The organism is Kluyvera georgiana ATCC 51603, from assembly GCF_001654985.1.
In the GTDB taxonomy this organism is placed as follows: domain Bacteria; phylum Pseudomonadota; class Gammaproteobacteria; order Enterobacterales; family Enterobacteriaceae; genus Kluyvera; species Kluyvera georgiana.
The window spans coordinates 22,704-39,599 of sequence record NZ_LXEU01000002.1 but is presented as its reverse complement, the minus strand read 5'-3'; the positions used below and the strand labels follow the sequence as shown (position 1 = coordinate 39,599).

Here is a 16,896-nt window from a genome sequence, read left to right as displayed (position 1 = left end):
GTTTTTGGGGGTTTCAACCCCCTGAAGCGAGCCTGATGCAGTTTCCGTGACCCGCCATCTTCAAACGGGCGATGGTGCTGTCGGCGTTATCCTTACCTTTCACCGGGCCGATGACCACGCGGTTCCAGCCGTTGTTGGTGGTGATCTTCGAGTCGAAGCCTTCAAACGCCAGCTGAGCGCGGACGGTTTCCGCCTGTTCGGCACCTTTGAAGGAACCACACTGAACCATCCAGCGGCGTTCATCTTTTTTCTCGGTCGCCTTCGGCGGCGTCGTTTCATGCGTTACCGGCGCAGCGGCCTGGGTTTTGGGCTGTGAAGCCGTGTGGGCCGGTGTTTGCAGCAGATCCTGATACGGCGAGTTCGACGCAACGGCTTTCGGCTGCTGCTGAGTCTGCGTTTGACGTGGCTGCTGCGCCGGCTGTGTGGTGCGGGTTTGCGGCGCCTGTACCGGCTGCGTTTGCGTCCACTGCTGCTGTTGTGACTGCTGCTGCGCTTGCTGGGCAAGACGCTGGCGTTGCAGCGTTTGCTGGCGTTGTGCTGGCGTCTGCTCGTTCCACGGCACTTCGGTCAACTGCGTGGGCTGTTGGCGCATATCCGCCTGCATTTGTGCCAGCAGCTGGCGCTGTTCGTCGGTAAGCTGATTCGGGTTGATGACTTCCCCGCCCGCGGACGGTTCCGTTGGCGCACGTACGCCCGGCTGGCGGCTTTCCAGCTCTTTAATATAGCGCCAGCGTTCTTCCGGCTTCGGCGGCAGGCCGTTACCGGTCATCTGGCGGCTTTGCAGGGATTCGGCGTCTTCTTTTTTATGATGCGTGATGAAGTACAAACCGCCGATAAAAGCGACCACTACCGCAGCAGCAATTGCCACCATGGCAGGAGAGACTGCCGGAAAGTTACTCTGCTTTTTCCGTGTATTCCGTGAAGCGCTGTTCTTGCGCCGCGAAGGTGCCTGCTGGCCGCGGCGTACATAGTCTCGTTGTGCCACTATCGTTTCGCTGTCTTTTTCCGTTAGTTAGCCCGACATGTTACTTAAGCGACGGGGCTTTGACCAGACAAGCAAGTCCTAAAGCGCCCGGCTTTACCTCAAATTTTGCTTGTACTGCCGCGAACGATCAGTTCGCAGTCGAGTAGACGGGAACCACTATCAACAAACTGCCCGCTGAGCTGGTTTAGCAGTAGCAGCATGGCTTCACGGCCAATATCAAAACGCGGTTGAGAGACGGTGGTTAACGGTGGGTCGCAGAATTCGGCCAGCGAAATGTTATCGAAGCCGATAATGGACAGATCGTCCGGCACTTTCAGACCCTGGCGTTTGGCCCAGGAGAGCGCACCCAGCGCCATAATATCGCTGTGACAGAATACGGCGGTCGGCGGCTTGGGCAGCGCCAGCAGCTGTTCCAACGCGCTGGCGCCCGCTTCGTAGGTGAAGTTGCCGCGGGCAATGTAGTGAGGGTCAACGGTAATCCCGCTGCGGCGCAGCGCCTGAACGTATCCCTGCAGGCGGTAGTGGCATAGCGGCATCTCTTCCGGCCCGGCGATACAGCCGATGCGCTGATGGCCCAGCTCGTGAAGATAGTTAACGGCGTCGAAGGCGGCAGTGAGGTTGTCGATGTGGACCGTCGGCAGGCCCAGCTCCGGCGCGAATTCGTTGGCCATCACCATTGGCGGCAGGTTGCGCTGCTCTTCAATGCTGGCGTCGAACGGCAAACGGGAGCCGAGCAGCAGCATGCCGTCAATTTGTTTGGTGATGATTAAATCGATGAAGGTTTTTTCCTGCTGATTCTGATGCGCACAGTCGCCAATCAGCACCAGATAGCCTTGCGCCGCCGCTGTCACCTCGATCCCGCGGATCACTTCGCTAAAGAAGGGATCGCAGATATCCGGAACAATCACCAGGATGGTGCGCGACTCGTTACGCTTCATGTTGCGGCCCTGCATTTGCGGAAGATACCCGACCTCCAGCGCCGCCTGCTCCACGCGATTACGGGTAGCCTGCGAAACCTTCTCAGGGTTCATCAATGCACGGGATACGGTTGCCGTAGAGACATTAGCCTGTAGGGCGACATCTTTCATGGTTGCGGCAACAACCGGTTTTTTAGCCTTCACCTGATTCTCTCCTCACTGACTGGCGCAGGCACGTCCTTTGTGGCCTGACATCTGACACACTTTTATCAGATAGTTAGGGGGATCTGTTACAGAATTTTCATCAAAAGTGTGATGATTGTTTGATTTCACGATCCCGCTCGCAACTCTGAATTAACCTTCTATCGGGTCAACGTCGAGAACCCACTTCACTTTGCGGGATTCCGGGAGCGTGTTGATGAGTGCCAGCGTGCCGGTAACGATATGTTGCAGACGCACGCGAGAGGGGTGTTGCAGGAGAATCTGCCAGCGATAGCGGCCGCCACGTTTGGGTGCCAGCGCAGGAACCGGGCCAAGCACCCACAGCTTATCGTCCGCCAGCGGGCTGGCCTGTATCAGGTTACGTAGCTGCTGCAGGAATACCGGCGCCTGCTGATTGTTATGATCTTCCGCGCGAATCAGGACGTGGCTGGTGTATGGCGGCAGCTGCATCGTCTGGCGTTCGGCCAGCGCCTGTTCGGCGAAGGCGTTGTAGCCTTTATAGAGCAGCGTTTGCAGTAGCGGGTGGTCAGGGTGGTGAGTTTGCAGCACCACTTCACCCTGTTTGCCCGCGCGTCCGGCGCGGCCAGAGACCTGGGTATACAGCTGGGCAAAGCGTTCCGCCGAGCGGAAATCGGCGGAGAAAAGCGCGCCGTCGACGTCCAGCAGTGCGACCAGCGTGACGTCAGGGAAATGGTGCCCTTTCGCCAGCATCTGGGTGCCGATCAAAATACGTGCGCCGCCGCGGTGCACTTCAGCAAGGTATTGCTCAAGCGCCCCTTTACGGCTGGTGGTGTCGCGGTCGATACGCGACAACGGAACGCCGGGGAACATTGGTGCCAGTACCTGTTCCAGTTGTTCCGTTCCCAGCCCGACCGGTACCAGGTGCGTTGAGCCGCAGGAGGGGCACTGGCGCGGAATAGGCCGCTGGCTGTCGCAGTGGTGACAACGCAGATGGTGCTGCGACTGGTGCAGCGTGTAGTAGCTGTCGCAGCGCGGGCATTCGGCAATCCAGCCGCAGTCATGGCACAGTAGCGTGGGGGCAAAACCGCGGCGGTTGAGGAATAAAATCACCTGATTATCGGCCTGCAAATGCTGGCGCATGCGGTTGATCAGGGCAGGGGAGAGCCCGGCCTGCAGCTGTTGGCCTTTGAGGTCGAGGACGTGCTGAGTGGCCGGCCGCGCGTTGCCCGCGCGGCGGGTTAAGCGCAGTAGACGGTATTTATGCTGGCGAACGTTGAGCAGGGTCTCCAGCGCGGGCGTGGCCGAGCCGAGGATAATCGGGATTTGCTCGCTGTGGGCGCGCCATACCGCCAGGTCACGCGCATGATAGCGCCAGCCTTCCTGCTGCTTGTACGAGCTATCGTGCTCCTCATCAATGACGATCACGCCGAGATTTTTGAATGGCGTAAAGAGAGAGGAACGGGTGCCGATGACAATCGCCGCCTCGCCGCTTTTCGCCTTCAGCCAGGCGGCCAGCCGCTCGCTGTCGTTGAGCGCCGAGTGCAGGACTTCCACCGGGGCGTTAAACCGCTCGCGAAAGCGGGCGATGGTCTGCGGCGTCAGGCCGATTTCCGGCACCATGACCAGCGCCTGCTTGCCTTTGGCCAGCACGTTTTCCAGTACGCTGAGATACACCTCTGTTTTACCCGAGCCGGTGACGCCTTCCAGCAGCCACGCGGAAAATTCGTCGGAGGCGCTGTGAATAGCGCCAACCGCGGTGGCCTGCTCGGTATTCAAACGTAGGCGTTCGCCGGGGACGGAATAAGCGGAGCGCCAGTCGATAATTTCCGGCGCCAGGCTGCCCAGCTCACACAGCCCTTTGGTGCGCAGCGCCTGCATCGCGCTTTCATTAAATTCCAGCTCTGCCACCTGGTGACGCCAGATTTTTCCCTGACGCAGAGCCGCCAGCGCCTGTTGCTGTTTTGGGGAGCGCTTCAGGCTATTAATATCCACCGCCTGCCCCTGCTCGGTGGCAAACCAGAACCACTGCGGCGCGGCACTGGCCGGTTTTCCCTGGCGTAGCATAATGGGCAGCGCGTGGAACAGAACGTCGCCAATCGGATGATGGTAGTACTCCGCGGCCCACAGCAGCAGACGCCACACCGAGGTTGAGAAAACCGCTTCGCCGTCCAGCACGTCGATCACCGCTTTGAGCTCATCGCGCGGCAGTTCGCTGCTTTCGTTGACCGACACCACAATCCCCACGCGCTCTTGTTTACCAAACGGCACGCGCACGCGGCAGCCCGCTTTGGCGCTGAGGTTGTCAGGCAGCAGGTAGTCGAACGTGCGGGGCAGTGGAACAGGCAGGGCAACGTGAGCAACGGGCATGTTTTCTTCCTGACTTGAAATCTGGCGAGACAGTATACACATTGTAGGGGTGCGGATCAGTTTGCATCTGCTGGTCAAATTCTGTATGATTCGCCGCCTTTGGTGCATTTTGGCATCAGGAAACATACTATCAACATCGCGTGGTGTCTGGCGTTAGGGCTGGAAGAGCGACGCGGCCTTAACCGAGGTTTTCCCATGAAAAAAGATATTCACCCGAAATACGAAGAAATTACTGCAACCTGTTCTTGCGGTAACGTCATGCAGATCCGCTCTACTGTCGGTCACGACCTGAACCTGGACGTGTGCGGTAAATGCCACCCGTTCTATACTGGCAAGCAGCGTGATGTTGCTACCGGTGGCCGTGTTGACCGCTTCAACAAGCGTTTCAGCATCCCAGGCAGCAAGTAAGTTGCCAGGCAGAAAAAAGCGCCTCAGGGCGCTTTTTTTGTGTCCAAAAATCCCTCCATCCTCTACGAAATTATGTGTCAGGCGATTTTAATTTTCATTCTGAATATATATTTTAAAATAGTAATAAAAATGAATATTGATTCTTGTATGCATTCTTATGCTTACTTTACTCAATATATATAAAATCCAGTCTATATATTTTAAATGTTTTCTTATTTGTTCTGGTAATGGTTTTTATTGGTGATCTGCATCTCATTTACCTTTAGTTTTTTGCCATTTATTAATCTTTGATGGCAGTAATGAAAAGGTGTTTCTATACATTGCAAAATAGAATTTCAGGGTGACAAAAATACTACTAAACATCCTTTTCTTTGTTTAAAAACAGAGCTAATTGGACATCTTGCTGATATTTTAAGAGTGATTGCAATGAAGAAATACGCATTTTTACTGCTCCCTTTATTATCTTGTGCGGCGCATGCAGGGTACGTGGACTATCGTCATGAGTACTATGATGATGGCCGGAATTACGACCGTGTCTATATGTCGAATCGTTTTGCAACCGGATTTGGTGTCGCGGTAGAAGCGGTGTCACGTTCGGATGACAAAGAGTCCAATCATGCGCTGAACAATATGGAATCTAACAGCGCAGAGTATACGGCTAGCTACCAGTTTGAATGGCAAGGATTTATTTGGCAACCGGGCATTGCCGTTGAGACGGGCGACGATATGGCAATCTATAAGCCTTATATTCGCGTACAGTACAACATCAATGATAACTGGTGGACGGCTTTTCGCTACCGTACCGAGTACGCCCGTCGTAACGGCGATGGGCGCGATGACCGCACCGTCTACCGTCCAGAAGCTTGGCTCGGCTATAACATCGATAACTGGATGTTTGAGCTTAACGGCATTTATAAAGTGGCGGATAGCGAAGATCTCTACAATAACGGCAAAGAGGATTATGAATATAACTTCCGCGTCGCTTATAACATTAACTCCTGGATTCCATTTATTGAAGTTGGCAATGTCTCATCCGGATATAATACCTCCACGACTGACGATCGCCAGACTCGCTACCGTATTGGTTTAGGTTATAACTTCTAATCATTAATACTCTCCAGTTTCGTTTATTGCGGTAAGTATCAGAATATACGTATAGCTTGTGTGAATAATGTGTCTAAGGAATTGACATCATGTCTAATGATGGAACCTTGGTTGGAAGCAATCAAAATATTGCTGTCAGACCTTTCGGATTCAGAGATAAAATCGGTTATTTATGTGGCGACCTGGGAACCTGTTTCATCCTCGGGTTAGTCAATAGTTTCTTAATGATTTATTACACCAACGTCATCGGCGTTTCCGGCGTGATTGTCGGGTCACTCTATTTTGTGACCAAACTTTTTGATGCGTTTGTGGATGTTGGCGTTGGGCGTTTATGTGATACCTCAAAACTGACCGCTCATGGGCGTTTTAACCCTTGGGTACGTCGCATGAAGTATCCGTTCTGCATTATTGCCGTGGTTCTGTTCCTGCCGTTTGTGCATGATTTTTCCTATACGGCAAAAATTATCTATATCTGCTGCTCCTATTTTGTTTACGGTTCTTTGTTATCGACCGTCAGTATTCCTTATGGCGCCATGTCTGCGGCGATTAGTTCTAACCCGGAAGACCGGGTATCGCTGTCAACTTACCGCAGCGTTGGTTCGGCGATTGGCGGCGGGGCCACCGGTTTTTTCATTCCGATCCTGATGTACACCACGCTGGTGGACGGCAGCCAGGTGATTTCCGGGCAACACTTTTTCTGGATTGCCATCGGTTGTGCAGTGCTGGGCTTTATCTTTTTAAGCCTGACCTGTCACTTAACGACGGAACGCGTACGGGTGGAAAGAAAAGAGAGCATGCCCGTTTCTGTACTGCTGAAGGGCTTGGCACGTAATAAAGCGCTGATTGTTTTAGTCGTTGTGGATCTGCTTATTGTGATTAATCAGGGCCTTTCCGGTACCAATATGACTTACCTGTTTAATGACTATTTCCACAATAAAGAGGCGATGTCCATCGCGCTGCTGTTTACCTTTGGTTCGCTGGTTTTGTTAGCGCCATCGGCATCGTGGCTCACCAGACGGTTCGGTAAAAAAGAGGCCAGTGTCGGTGCGCTGCTTTTTGCGGTCGTCATGTATGTGCTGATGTACTTCATCCACATTACGGACGCGAAAATCTATCTGATTTTCCTGTTCCTGGCGACGTTGGGCGCGGGCTTGTTCAATCTGATGATTTGGGCGTTTATGACCGACGTATGCGACTATCACCAGTATGTAACCGGCGATCGCGAAGATGGCACTGTGTATGGTGTGAACTTCTTTGCCCGTAAGATTGGCCAGGCATGCGCCGGGGCGATTGGCGGGTTTATGCTGGCGATTATTGGCTATCAGTCTTCATCGACGGGCGGCGCCGTGCAAACCAGCATCGTGCAGGAAAATATCTACACAATGGCGAACCTTCTGCCAGCTTTATGCTTGTTCCTGGCGGCAGTCATTTTGATTTATTTCTATCCGCTTAACCGTAAAGAAACGCTGAAAATGGAAGAGACATTGAACAAATTCAATGGGATAAGTAAGTAATCTGCGTATGTCAAACGAAAGGCGAGGGAGCAATCTCTCGCCTTTCGTTTATCTGAGGTCAGTCAAACAAGATTTTTTGTGATGAGTATCACAAAAATATTGCACAGCCAACCGGATAAGCTTATTATTTGCCCATCAAACGACCACAAAATTACTATGGGTAAAGGTGTGACTATGCTGACTGCAATCAAAAACGTTTTTGTTTCCTACCTGATCTCAATGTCTGAGCTGCATCCTGAAGTGACTCGCTTCTAATTCGCTGAAAAAATTCCAAAAAAACCGCCTAACGGCGGTTTTTTTATATCGATTCTCCGGGTAACCATGGGCTGGCAACGCGAACCGTCTCGCGATGTTTGTCGCCATTGATGATATGCAGCGCGCTGAGCCGGCCAATCTCGTAGTGCGGTAACTGCACCGTCGACAGCGGCGGCAGGAACAGATCGCCAATGCCCACCATATTGTCGTAACCCAATACCGCGATGTCCTGCGGGATCTTCAACCCTTGCGCCAGCAGCGTCTGGTAAACCATAAACGCGATGCGATCGTTACCGCAAATTACCGAATCAAACTGGGGTTTACCCTGCTTGATGTGTGCCAGAACTCTGGCTGGCATATCGCGATAGTGCGCATCGCCGTACTCCATGTAGTAATGCATCAGCGTATCAGGGTTAATACCTGCTTCGCGGCAGGCGCGCTCCAGGCCTTGTCGACGGCGTACGGTAGCCAGATGATTTTCCGGCAGATGCAGGCACAGTGGGCGGGTATAACCTGCCGCCAGCAGCCCCTTCACCGCTTCATATTGCCCCTGCTCATCGTCCGGAATAAAGCTGGCGACCGAAGCATTCAGGCTTTCACAGTTTGCCAGCACGCACGGCAGAGTGAGCAGCTTGGCGGGAACGGGCACCTGACGCAGGCCCATGGTGGTGTAAATAATGCCGCCGGGACGGTGTGAGAGTAGCAGGTCGACAATCGCCTCCGGGCTATCGTCAGAAAACATATTCACCACGAAACTGTTCCAGCCGTGTGCGCGCGCGGTCTCTTCAATCGACAGCGTGATCTCGACCGAAAAGGGCGTGGTGACCGTATCCAATGCCAGTACGCCGATGGTTTTCGGCGTATCGTGCGCGCCACGAATACGTTTGGCGGAGAGATCGGGGACATAGTTCGTTTGGGCAATAGCGGATTGTACGCGAGCCAGCGTTTCCGGCTTGAGCCGCTCCGGGCTGTTCAGGGCGCGGGAAACCGTCATCAGGGAGACGTTTGCCAGCTTCGCTACATCTTTTAAAGATGCCATATTTCAGACTCCACGATTGCAACAGAACCACTAACTTACTGATGTAAAAGGATAGCGCGTTATTCTAACGTACTCTACTTCCCCGTTACGGCAGGAAATAGTTGATCATGATCTTATTTTTATAATGTTAACGTTAACTTTTGTGATTAACATCGGATATCGCAGCAAAATGACATGAGAATCTCTTTTTGTTAACGTTACCATTATGGCGTTAACCCACGATGAGATTGCTATGATGAAAGAACATCACTCCAGCAGTTACTTGTTACTTAGCGCCTTGCTGTTTTTCTTTTTTGTCACCTGGTCCTCTTCAGGTTCGCTGCTTTCTATCTGGCTGCACCAGGAGGTGGGGCTACAGCCTGGCGATACGGGCATTATTTTCTCCGTTCTGTCGGTTTCCGCGCTGTTTGCGCAGATCTGCTACGGTTTTATTCAGGACAAGCTGGGCCTACGTAAACACCTACTCTGGTATATCACCGTACTGCTCATTCTCTCCGGCCCGGCATATTTGCTCTTTGGCTACCTTCTGAAAATCAACATCTTGATTGGCAGCCTTTTTGGCGGCCTCTACATTGGGCTGACCTTTAACGGCGGGATCGGTGTACTGGAATCTTACACTGAGCGCGTGGCGCGCCAGACGCATTTCGAGTTTGGCAAAGCGCGGATGTGGGGATCGCTGGGATGGGCCGTCGCCACCTTCTTTGCCGGACTGCTATTTAACATCAACCCGCAGCTTAACTTTGCGGTGGCAAGCTGCTCGGGGCTGGTCTTTTTCTTCCTGCTGGTTCGTCTATCAGTACCGGGTGATACGCAGGCGCTTTCAACAGAGGGTGAGAAGAGCAACATTAAGCTGGAAGACGCCCTGCGTCTGCTGACGCTACCGCGCTTCTGGGCTCTGGTCTTTTTCGTGGTCGGAACCTGTATTTATGGCGTCTACGATCAGCAGTTCCCGGTCTACTTCTCCTCACAGTTCCCGACGCTGCAGGAAGGGAACGCCATGTACGGCTACCTGAACTCGTTCCAGGTGTTCCTTGAAGCGGCAGGGATGTTCTGCGCGCCGTGGCTGGTTAATCGCATTGGCGCGAAAAACGGGCTGATTTTTGCAGGGATGATCATGGCCTTGCGCATGGTGTCTTCCGGGCTGGTTGAAGGACCGTTGCTGATCTCCATCACCAAGTTGCTGCATGGCGTAGAGCTTCCGGTACTGCTGGTCTCCATCTTTAAATACAACAGCGCCAACTTTGATAAACGCCTCTCCTCCACGCTGTATCTGGTGGGATTTGCCTGCACCAGCTCGGTTATCGCCACCGTACTGTCACCGCTTGCGGGCTATAGCTATGAAAAATATGGCTTTGCCGAATCCTACCTGTTTATGGGAGCGCTGGTGTTCTGCACCACCTTCATTTCCATCTTCCTATTACGCGCCAGCAAACCGGCTTCCGAGCCTCTGCTGACAAAATCTTCTGCTGTCTGAACAAGAGTGAAGAATATGACATTTTCAATTGCCGATGCTGAACAGGAACTCCAGAAACGCAGCGCCACGCTGAATCCGCGCTGGTATCCGCGCTATCACCTTGCCGCGCGCGCCGGGTGGATGAATGACCCTAACGGACTGGTGTGGTTCGACGGCTGGTACCATGCGTTTTATCAGCATCATCCCTACTCAACCCAGTGGGGGCCAATGCACTGGGGGCATGCGCGGAGTAAAGACCTGGTGCATTGGGAGCATCTGCCGGTGGCGCTGGCGCCGGAAGGCCCGGAAGATAAGGACGGCTGTTTCTCCGGCTCGGCGGTGGTGGACGGCGATACGCTGGCGCTGATCTACACCGGGCATAAGTTTCATGGCGATCCGGGCAATGACGATAATCTCTACCAGGTGCAGTGTCTGGCGACCAGCCGCGACGGGATTCATTTTGAACGTCAGGGGCAGATTATTGATACGCCTGCGGGCCTGCATCACTTCCGCGATCCGAAAGTCTGGCGTGAAGGCGATACCTGGTACCTGATTGTCGGTTCGCGGGTTGGCGATACCGGACAGGTGCGCCTGTACAGCTCTGCCGATCTCCGTCAGTGGCAAGAAGAAGGCATTCTGGGCGAGGCGCAGGAAGGAATGGGCTATATGTGGGAATGCCCGGACTTCTTCATGCTCAACGGGAAGCGGATACTGATGTTTTCACCGCAGGGGCTGGCGGCGGAAGGTTATCGTCACCGCAATTTGTTCCAGAGCGGCTACATGATTGGCGACTGGCTGCCGGGACAGCCGTTTGTCGCCCAAAGCGAGTTTATCGAACTGGATCACGGCCACGACTTTTATGCCCCGCAGAGTTTCCTGACGCCGGATGGTCGCCGCATCGTGATCGGCTGGCTGGATATGTGGGAGTCGCCGATGCCGGAACAGCAGGATGGCTGGGCGGGGATGCTCTCTCTGCCGCGTGAAATTCGCCTTGGCGCAGATAACCGCCTGCAGATGGTACCCGCCGAAGAGGTCGCGACGCTGCGCGGCAGCTATTACCCGCTGCTGGCGCAGCAGTTGCACAATCAACGTTCACACATCGTGGATGAAGCTGAGGCGATTGAGCTGGAACTGGTGTGGTCGATGAAAAACGCGACGGCGGAAAGCTACGGCCTCGCGTTAGGCGATGGCCTGCGGATCGCCGTTGATACTCAGGCACAGCGGCTGACGCTGGAGCGCCGTTATCCGCAATTCGCGCTGGAAGGTACGCGCAGCGTTGCGTTACCGGCGGGCGATCGCCTGTCGCTGCGGATATTTATCGATCGTTCCTCCGTGGAAGTTTTCGTGAATGACGGTGAGGCCTGCTTAAGTAGCCGGATTTATCCGCTGGAAGGGCAGCGTGAACTGACGCTGTTCGCCAGCAACGGGCGAGCCACGCTGCACAGCGGCGGCTACTGGCCTTTAGATAAATAACCAGAGGACGAAGCATGATGAATATCTGGGCGCTAGGCGATGCGGTGGCCGACCTGCTTCCCATTGGCGACAGGCGCTATGAAGCCTGCCCCGGCGGCGCGCCGGTAAATGTCGCGGCGGGAGCCGCGCGATTAGGTTGCCGCAGCGGTTTTATTGGGCGGGTGGGTGACGATCCTTTCGGCCATCTCTTGCAGCAGACGCTGCGGGAGTACGGCGTCAACACGCAGGCGATGGAGCTGGACGGCCAGCACCGAACCAGCACCGTGGTGGTGTCGCTCGGTAAAGGCGGCGAACGGGATTTCACTTTCCTGGTCAATCCCTCCGCCGATCAGTTCTTATCGGCACAGGCGCTCCCTGAGTTTGGCGCGGATATCCTGCACTTTTGCTCGCTGGCGCTGGTGGCGCCGGCCTGCCGCGATACGCTGGCGCAGGCGATTGTGCGTATTAAACAGCAGCATGGCCTGCTGAGTTTTGACGTCAATCTGCGTGAGCAAATGTGGCCCGACCCCGAAAGCATGCTGGAAACCGTGCGCCACTTTGCCCGCCAGGCCGATATCCTGAAGCTCTCGGAAGAGGAGTGGTACTGGTTAACCCAATCCCAGAGCTTTGCCGAAGCCATTGCTGGGCTTGAGGCCTATCCGGCGGCGCTCAAAGTGGTGACCTATGGCGCGCAAGGGGCGATGGTCCTGTACCAGGGGAACGTAGTGCACTTCAGCGGTTATGTCGTTGACAGTGTTGATACGACGGGGGCGGGCGATGCTTTTATGGCGGGCTTGCTCGCCAGCATTGCACAGCAAGGGATGCCTGACGATATCACGCAGCTACATGGTGCGATGGCGCAGGCCAGCGCCTGCGGCGCATTGGCGACAACGCAGAAAGGGGCGCTTTCGGCGATTCCCGACCGCGATGCGGTGGCGCAGTTTATTGCCGCGCGACCATGGCCGGAGTACGAGGTGAAGTAACGCTCGCTGACAATAAAAAAGCCGGGAAACATTAACGTTTCCCGGCTTCTTCAGCGAATCAATATTCCCACGTCTCCGGGTCAATTCCCAGCTCACGCATAATTTCTTTCGCCGCTTCCGGAATTTCATCGCTGCGCTCTTTCCGCAGGTCTTCATCGTTTGGCAACGGTTGACCGGTAAAAGCATGCAGGAACGCTTCACACAGCAGTTCGCTGTTGGTGGCGTGACGCAGGTTGTTCACCTGACGACGCGTGCGTTCATCGGTGAGGATCTTCAACACCTTCAGAGGAATGGAAACCGTAATTTTTTTACTTGCTCACTCTTCTTACCGTGCTCAGCGTATGGGCTGATATATTCGCCGCTCCATTCAGCCATGAGATACCTTTAATCCTCTAGTCATTAGTTAACAGGCCGGTTCAGGGCCATGATCGCGCGTAGTGTACCGTAGTGGCCTTGCGCTGACACGCGCTTCGCCTTCGCAGATGTGCGCTAATGCATATAATTTTAACGGCTATTTGCCAATAGCTCAATCTATACGCAAAGAGGTTTAGATGTCTAGATGTATTGACGGCTATGTCAACAATGTTTACTCTGGGGTCTGACTTTTCACAGACCTTGCCAGGAACGAATCCTCATGACCCGTAAACAGGCCACCATCGCAGTGCGTAGCGGATTAAATGACGACGAGCAGTATGGTTGTGTTGTCCCGCCGATTCATCTTTCCAGTACCTATAACTTTACTGGTTTTAACGAACCGCGCGCGCATGACTACTCGCGTCGCGGCAACCCGACGCGTGACGTCGTGCAGCGCGCGCTGGCTGAACTGGAAGGCGGCGCGGGCGCCGTAATGACCAATACGGGCATGTCGGCGATTCACCTGGTGACCACCGTCTTCCTGAAACCTGGCGATCTGCTGGTGGCGCCGCACGACTGCTACGGCGGCAGCTACCGCCTGTTTGATAGCCTGGCAAAACGCGGCTGCTATCGCGTGCTGTTTGTCGATCAGGGCAATGATGAAGCCTTAAAAGCGGCGCTGGCGGAAAAACCGAAGCTGGTGCTGGTCGAAAGCCCGAGCAACCCGCTGCTGCGCGTGGTCGATATTGCGAAAATCTGCCAGCTGGCACGTGAGGCGGGCGCGGTGAGCGTGGTGGATAACACCTTCTTAAGCCCGGCGCTGCAAAACCCGCTGGCGCTTGGCGCCGATCTGGTGCTGCACTCCTGCACCAAATACCTCAACGGCCATTCCGACGTGGTGGCGGGCGTGGTGATTGCTAAAGATCCGGATACCGTCACAGAACTGGCATGGTGGGCGAATAATATCGGCGTCACCGGCAGCGCGTTCGACAGCTATCTGTTGCTGCGCGGCCTGCGCACGCTCTCTCCACGTATGGAAGTGGCGCAGCGTAACGCCTATGCGATTGTCGATTTCCTGAAAACCCAACCGCTGGTGAAAAAGCTGTATCATCCTTCTCTGCCGGAAAACCAGGGCCACGAAATTGCCGCGCGCCAGCAGAAAGGGTTTGGCGCGATGCTCAGCTTCGAGCTCAACGGCGACGAGCAAACGCTGCGCCGCTTCCTGAGCGGGCTGTCGTTGTTCACCCTGGCGGAATCGCTGGGCGGAGTAGAGAGCCTGATCTCGCATGCGGCGACCATGACCCATGCGGGCATGGCGCCGGAAGCGCGCGCCGCTGCGGGGATTTCTGAGACGCTATTACGCATCTCAACCGGTATTGAAGATAGCGAAGACTTAATTGCCGATCTGGAAAATGGATTCCGGGTCGCAGCACAGGGGTAAATATGAGTGTGATTGCGCAGGCAGGGGCGAAAGAGCGTCAGCTGCATAAATTTGGTGGGAGTAGTCTGGCGGATGTGAAGTGTTACCTGCGTGTTGCCGGCATTATGGCGGAGTACTCTCAGCCTGGCGATATGATGGTGGTTTCCGCCGCCGGTAGCACCACCAACCAGTTGATCAACTGGCTGAAGCTCAGTCAGACCGATCGCCTCTCTGCGCATCAGGTCCAGCAGACGCTGCGCCGCTATCAATCCGATCTGATTAGCGGCCTGCTGCCTGCCGAAGTTGCCGACGGCATGATTGCCGACTTTATTCATGACCTGGAGCGGTTAGCCGGGCTGCTGGATAACGGCGTCAACGACGCGGTATACGCGGAAGTGGTCGGCCACGGTGAACTGTGGTCGGCGCGTCTGATGGCGGAAGTCCTCAAGCTGCAAGGTCTGGACGCTGCCTGGCTCGATGCTCGCGCGTTCCTGCGTGCCGAACGTAGCGCACAGCCGCAGGTGGATGAAGGATTGTCATACCCGCTGTTACAGCAGCTGATGGCGCAGCATCCGGGTAAACGCCTGGTGGTGACCGGGTTTATCAGCCGTAACAACGCGGGTGAAACCGTGCTGCTGGGGCGTAACGGTTCCGACTATTCCGCCACCCAGATTGGCGCCCTGGCGGGGGTTTCCCGCGTCACCATCTGGAGCGACGTGGCGGGCGTGTACAGCGCCGATCCGCGTAAAGTGAAAGATGCTTGCCTGCTGCCGCTGCTGCGTCTGGATGAAGCCAGCGAGCTGGCGCGTCTTGCCGCCCCGGTGCTGCACGCGCGTACCTTACAGCCGGTTTCCGGCAGCGATATCGATCTGCAATTGCGCTGTAGTTACACGCCGGATCAGGGGTCCACGCGCATCGAACGCGTGCTGGCTTCCGGTACCGGCGCGCGGATTGTCACCAGTCATGATGATGTCTGTTTAATCGAATTCCGCGTTCCGGCTAGCCAGGACTTTAAGCTGGCGCATAAGGAGATCGACCAGATACTCAAACGCGCGCAGATTCGTCCGCTGGCGGTTGGCGTACACGCGGATCATCGTCTGCTGCAGTTCTGCTATACCTCGGAAGTGGTTGATAGCGCGCTGAAAATTCTTGATGAAGCCGGTTTGCCGGGCGAGCTACGCCTGCGTCAGGGGCTGGCGCTGGTGGCGCTGGTCGGGGCGGGCGTCACGCGTAACCCGCTGCACTGCCACCGTTTCTGGCAACAGCTTAAGGGGCAGCCGGTTGAATTTACCTGGCAGTCGGAAGAGGGGATCAGCCTGGTCGCCGTACTGCGTGCTGGCCCGACGGAAAGCCTGATTCAGGGTCTGCACCAGTCGATTTTCCGCGCGGAAAAACGCATTGGCCTGGTGCTGTTCGGCAAAGGGAATATTGGTTCTCGCTGGCTGGAACTGTTTGCTCGTGAGCAGACGACGCTCTCGGCGCGCACCGGTTTTGAATTTGTGCTGGCAGGCGTGGTGGATAGCCGCCGCAGCCTGCTGAGCTATGACGGGCTGGATGCCAGCCGCGCGCTGGCTTTCTTTGAAGATGAAGCCGTTGAGCAGGACGAAGAGTCGCTGTTCCTGTGGATGCGCGCCCATCCGTACGACGACCTGGTGGTGCTGGATGTCACCGCCAGCGAACAGCTGGCCGATCAGTATCTCGATTTTGCCAGCCACGGTTTCCACGTAATCAGCGCCAACAAGCTGGCCGGGGCCAGCAGCAGCGATAAATATCGCCAGATTCACGACGCGTTTGAAAAAACCGGCCGTCACTGGCTGTATAACGCCACCGTCGGCGCGGGTCTGCCGGTTAACCATACCGTGCGCGACCTGATTGACAGCGGCGACAGCATTCTGGCGATCAGCGGTATCTTCTCCGGCACGCTCTCCTGGCTGTTCCTGCAGTTTGACGGTACCGTGCCGTTTACCGACCTTGTCGATCAGGCCTGGCAGCAGGGGCTAACCGAGCCGGACCCGCGCGTCGACCTTTCCGGCAAAGACGTAATGCGTAAGCTGGTGATTCTGGCGCGTGAGGCGGGCTATGACATTGAGCCGGACCAGGTTCGCGTGGAGTCGTTGGTGCCGGCGCACTGTGAAGAAGGCTCAATCGACCATTTCTTTGAGAACGGCGATGAGCTGAACGAGCAGATGCTGCAGCGTCTGGAAGCGGCCCAGGAAATGGGACTGGTGCTGCGCTACGTGGCGCGTTTCGACGCCAACGGCAAAGCGCGCGTCGGCGTCGAAGCGGTGCGTCAGGAACATCCGCTGGCCTCGCTGTTGCCGTGTGATAACGTCTTTGCCATTGAAAGCCGCTGGTATCGCGATAACCCGCTGGTGATTCGTGGGCCGGGGGCGGGCCGCGACGTGACTGCCGGTGCGATTCAGTCGGATATTAACCGTCTGGCGCAACTGCTGTAGTCCTGA

At 55.5% G+C, this 16,896-nt stretch carries 12 protein-coding genes and 2 pseudogenes; 9 read left to right on the top strand and 5 right to left on the bottom strand.

Annotation, left to right across the window (positions count from 1 at the left end):
- Positions 1-13: 13 nt before the first annotated feature.
- The 3 genes from ftsN to priA form a co-directional block, all read right to left on the bottom strand.
- Entirely contained in the window at positions 14-985 is a 972-nt protein-coding gene (gene ftsN / locus M989_RS00195) for a cell division protein FtsN (protein ID WP_074398698.1), read from the bottom strand.
- A gap of 98 nt (positions 986-1,083) precedes the next feature.
- Entirely contained in the window at positions 1,084-2,106 is a 1,023-nt protein-coding gene (gene cytR, locus M989_RS00190) for a DNA-binding transcriptional regulator CytR (RefSeq protein ID WP_064540376.1), read from the bottom strand.
- 150 nt (positions 2,107-2,256) lie between these two features.
- The gene (priA, locus tag M989_RS00185) at positions 2,257-4,452 is read right to left on the bottom strand and encodes a primosomal protein N' (protein WP_064540373.1); all 2,196 of its coding nucleotides are present in this window, start codon (positions 4,450-4,452) and stop codon (positions 2,257-2,259) included.
- A 195-nt stretch (positions 4,453-4,647) separates the two neighbouring features.
- Between priA and rpmE the strand changes: the two genes are divergently transcribed.
- The 3 genes from rpmE to M989_RS00170 all read left to right on the top strand — a co-directional run bounded on the left by rpmE (position 4,648) and on the right by M989_RS00170 (position 7,478).
- Positions 4,648-4,860 carry a 50S ribosomal protein L31 gene (gene rpmE, locus M989_RS00180; protein WP_035892364.1) on the top strand — a complete coding sequence of 71 codons (213 nt, stop codon included), beginning with the start codon at positions 4,648-4,650 and terminating at the stop codon, positions 4,858-4,860.
- Positions 4,861-5,286: 426 nt separating this feature from the next.
- Entirely contained in the window at positions 5,287-5,964 is a 678-nt protein-coding gene (locus M989_RS00175) for an oligogalacturonate-specific porin KdgM family protein (RefSeq protein ID WP_064540370.1), read from the top strand.
- 89 nt (positions 5,965-6,053) lie between these two features.
- Complete coding sequence (locus M989_RS00170; protein ID WP_064540367.1) at positions 6,054-7,478, top strand: MFS transporter; 1,425 nt, start codon at positions 6,054-6,056, stop codon at positions 7,476-7,478.
- Positions 7,479-7,776: 298 nt separating this feature from the next.
- Here the strand turns inward: M989_RS00170 and M989_RS00165 are convergent, their stop codons facing one another.
- Positions 7,777-8,772 (bottom strand): LacI family DNA-binding transcriptional regulator, encoded by a 996-nt coding sequence (locus tag M989_RS00165; protein WP_064540364.1) that lies wholly within the window; start codon positions 8,770-8,772, stop codon positions 7,777-7,779.
- A 97-nt stretch (positions 8,773-8,869) separates the two neighbouring features.
- Here M989_RS00165 and M989_RS26455 point away from each other — a divergent pair.
- The 4 genes and pseudogenes from M989_RS26455 to M989_RS00150 all read left to right on the top strand — a co-directional run.
- Positions 8,870-8,947 (top strand): annotated as a pseudogene (locus M989_RS26455) (hypothetical protein); the annotation flags it as partial.
- 57 nt (positions 8,948-9,004) lie between these two features.
- On the top strand, positions 9,005-10,246 hold the full coding sequence (locus M989_RS00160) for an MFS transporter (protein WP_064540532.1): 1,242 nt from the start codon (positions 9,005-9,007) through the stop codon (positions 10,244-10,246).
- Positions 10,247-10,261: 15 nt separating this feature from the next.
- A complete protein-coding gene (locus tag M989_RS00155) occupies positions 10,262-11,698 on the top strand; it encodes a glycoside hydrolase family 32 protein (protein WP_064540361.1) in 1,437 nt (478 codons plus the stop codon).
- Positions 11,699-11,715: 17 nt separating this feature from the next.
- Positions 11,716-12,660, top strand: a complete 945-nt coding sequence (locus M989_RS00150; RefSeq protein WP_064540529.1) for an aminoimidazole riboside kinase — start codon at positions 11,716-11,718, stop codon at positions 12,658-12,660.
- 58 nt (positions 12,661-12,718) lie between these two features.
- Here M989_RS00150 and metJ read toward each other — a convergent pair.
- Positions 12,719-13,035, bottom strand: a pseudogene (gene metJ, locus M989_RS00145) (met regulon transcriptional regulator MetJ).
- Positions 13,036-13,294: 259 nt separating this feature from the next.
- On the opposite strand from metJ, the gene metB reads away from it, so the two are divergent.
- On the top strand, positions 13,295-14,455 hold the full coding sequence (gene metB / locus M989_RS00140) for a cystathionine gamma-synthase (protein ID WP_064540359.1): 1,161 nt from the start codon (positions 13,295-13,297) through the stop codon (positions 14,453-14,455).
- Positions 14,456-14,457: 2 nt separating this feature from the next.
- Complete coding sequence (locus tag M989_RS00135; RefSeq protein ID WP_064540355.1) at positions 14,458-16,890, top strand: bifunctional aspartate kinase/homoserine dehydrogenase II; 2,433 nt, start codon at positions 14,458-14,460, stop codon at positions 16,888-16,890.
- The last annotated feature ends 6 nt before the right edge of the window (positions 16,891-16,896 follow it).

What these genes read in the sequence shown, in the direction of transcription:
- metB (WP_064540359.1), top strand. Translation starts at nt 13,295, where the DNA reads ATGACCCGTAAACAGGCCACCATCGCAGTGCGTAGCGGATTAAATGAC.
- rpmE (WP_035892364.1), top strand. Translation starts at nt 4,648, where the DNA reads ATGAAAAAAGATATTCACCCGAAATACGAAGAAATTACTGCAACCTGT.
- priA (WP_064540373.1), bottom strand. Translation starts at nt 4,452, where the DNA reads ATGCCCGTTGCTCACGTTGCCCTGCCTGTTCCACTGCCCCGCACGTTC.
- M989_RS00155 (WP_064540361.1), top strand. Translation starts at nt 10,262, where the DNA reads ATGACATTTTCAATTGCCGATGCTGAACAGGAACTCCAGAAACGCAGC.
- M989_RS00150 (WP_064540529.1), top strand. Translation starts at nt 11,716, where the DNA reads ATGAATATCTGGGCGCTAGGCGATGCGGTGGCCGACCTGCTTCCCATT.
- M989_RS00170 (WP_064540367.1), top strand. Translation starts at nt 6,054, where the DNA reads ATGTCTAATGATGGAACCTTGGTTGGAAGCAATCAAAATATTGCTGTC.
- M989_RS00175 (WP_064540370.1), top strand. Translation starts at nt 5,287, where the DNA reads ATGAAGAAATACGCATTTTTACTGCTCCCTTTATTATCTTGTGCGGCG.
- M989_RS00135 (WP_064540355.1), top strand. Translation starts at nt 14,458, where the DNA reads ATGAGTGTGATTGCGCAGGCAGGGGCGAAAGAGCGTCAGCTGCATAAA.
- M989_RS00165 (WP_064540364.1), bottom strand. Translation starts at nt 8,772, where the DNA reads ATGGCATCTTTAAAAGATGTAGCGAAGCTGGCAAACGTCTCCCTGATG.
- M989_RS00160 (WP_064540532.1), top strand. Translation starts at nt 9,005, where the DNA reads ATGATGAAAGAACATCACTCCAGCAGTTACTTGTTACTTAGCGCCTTG.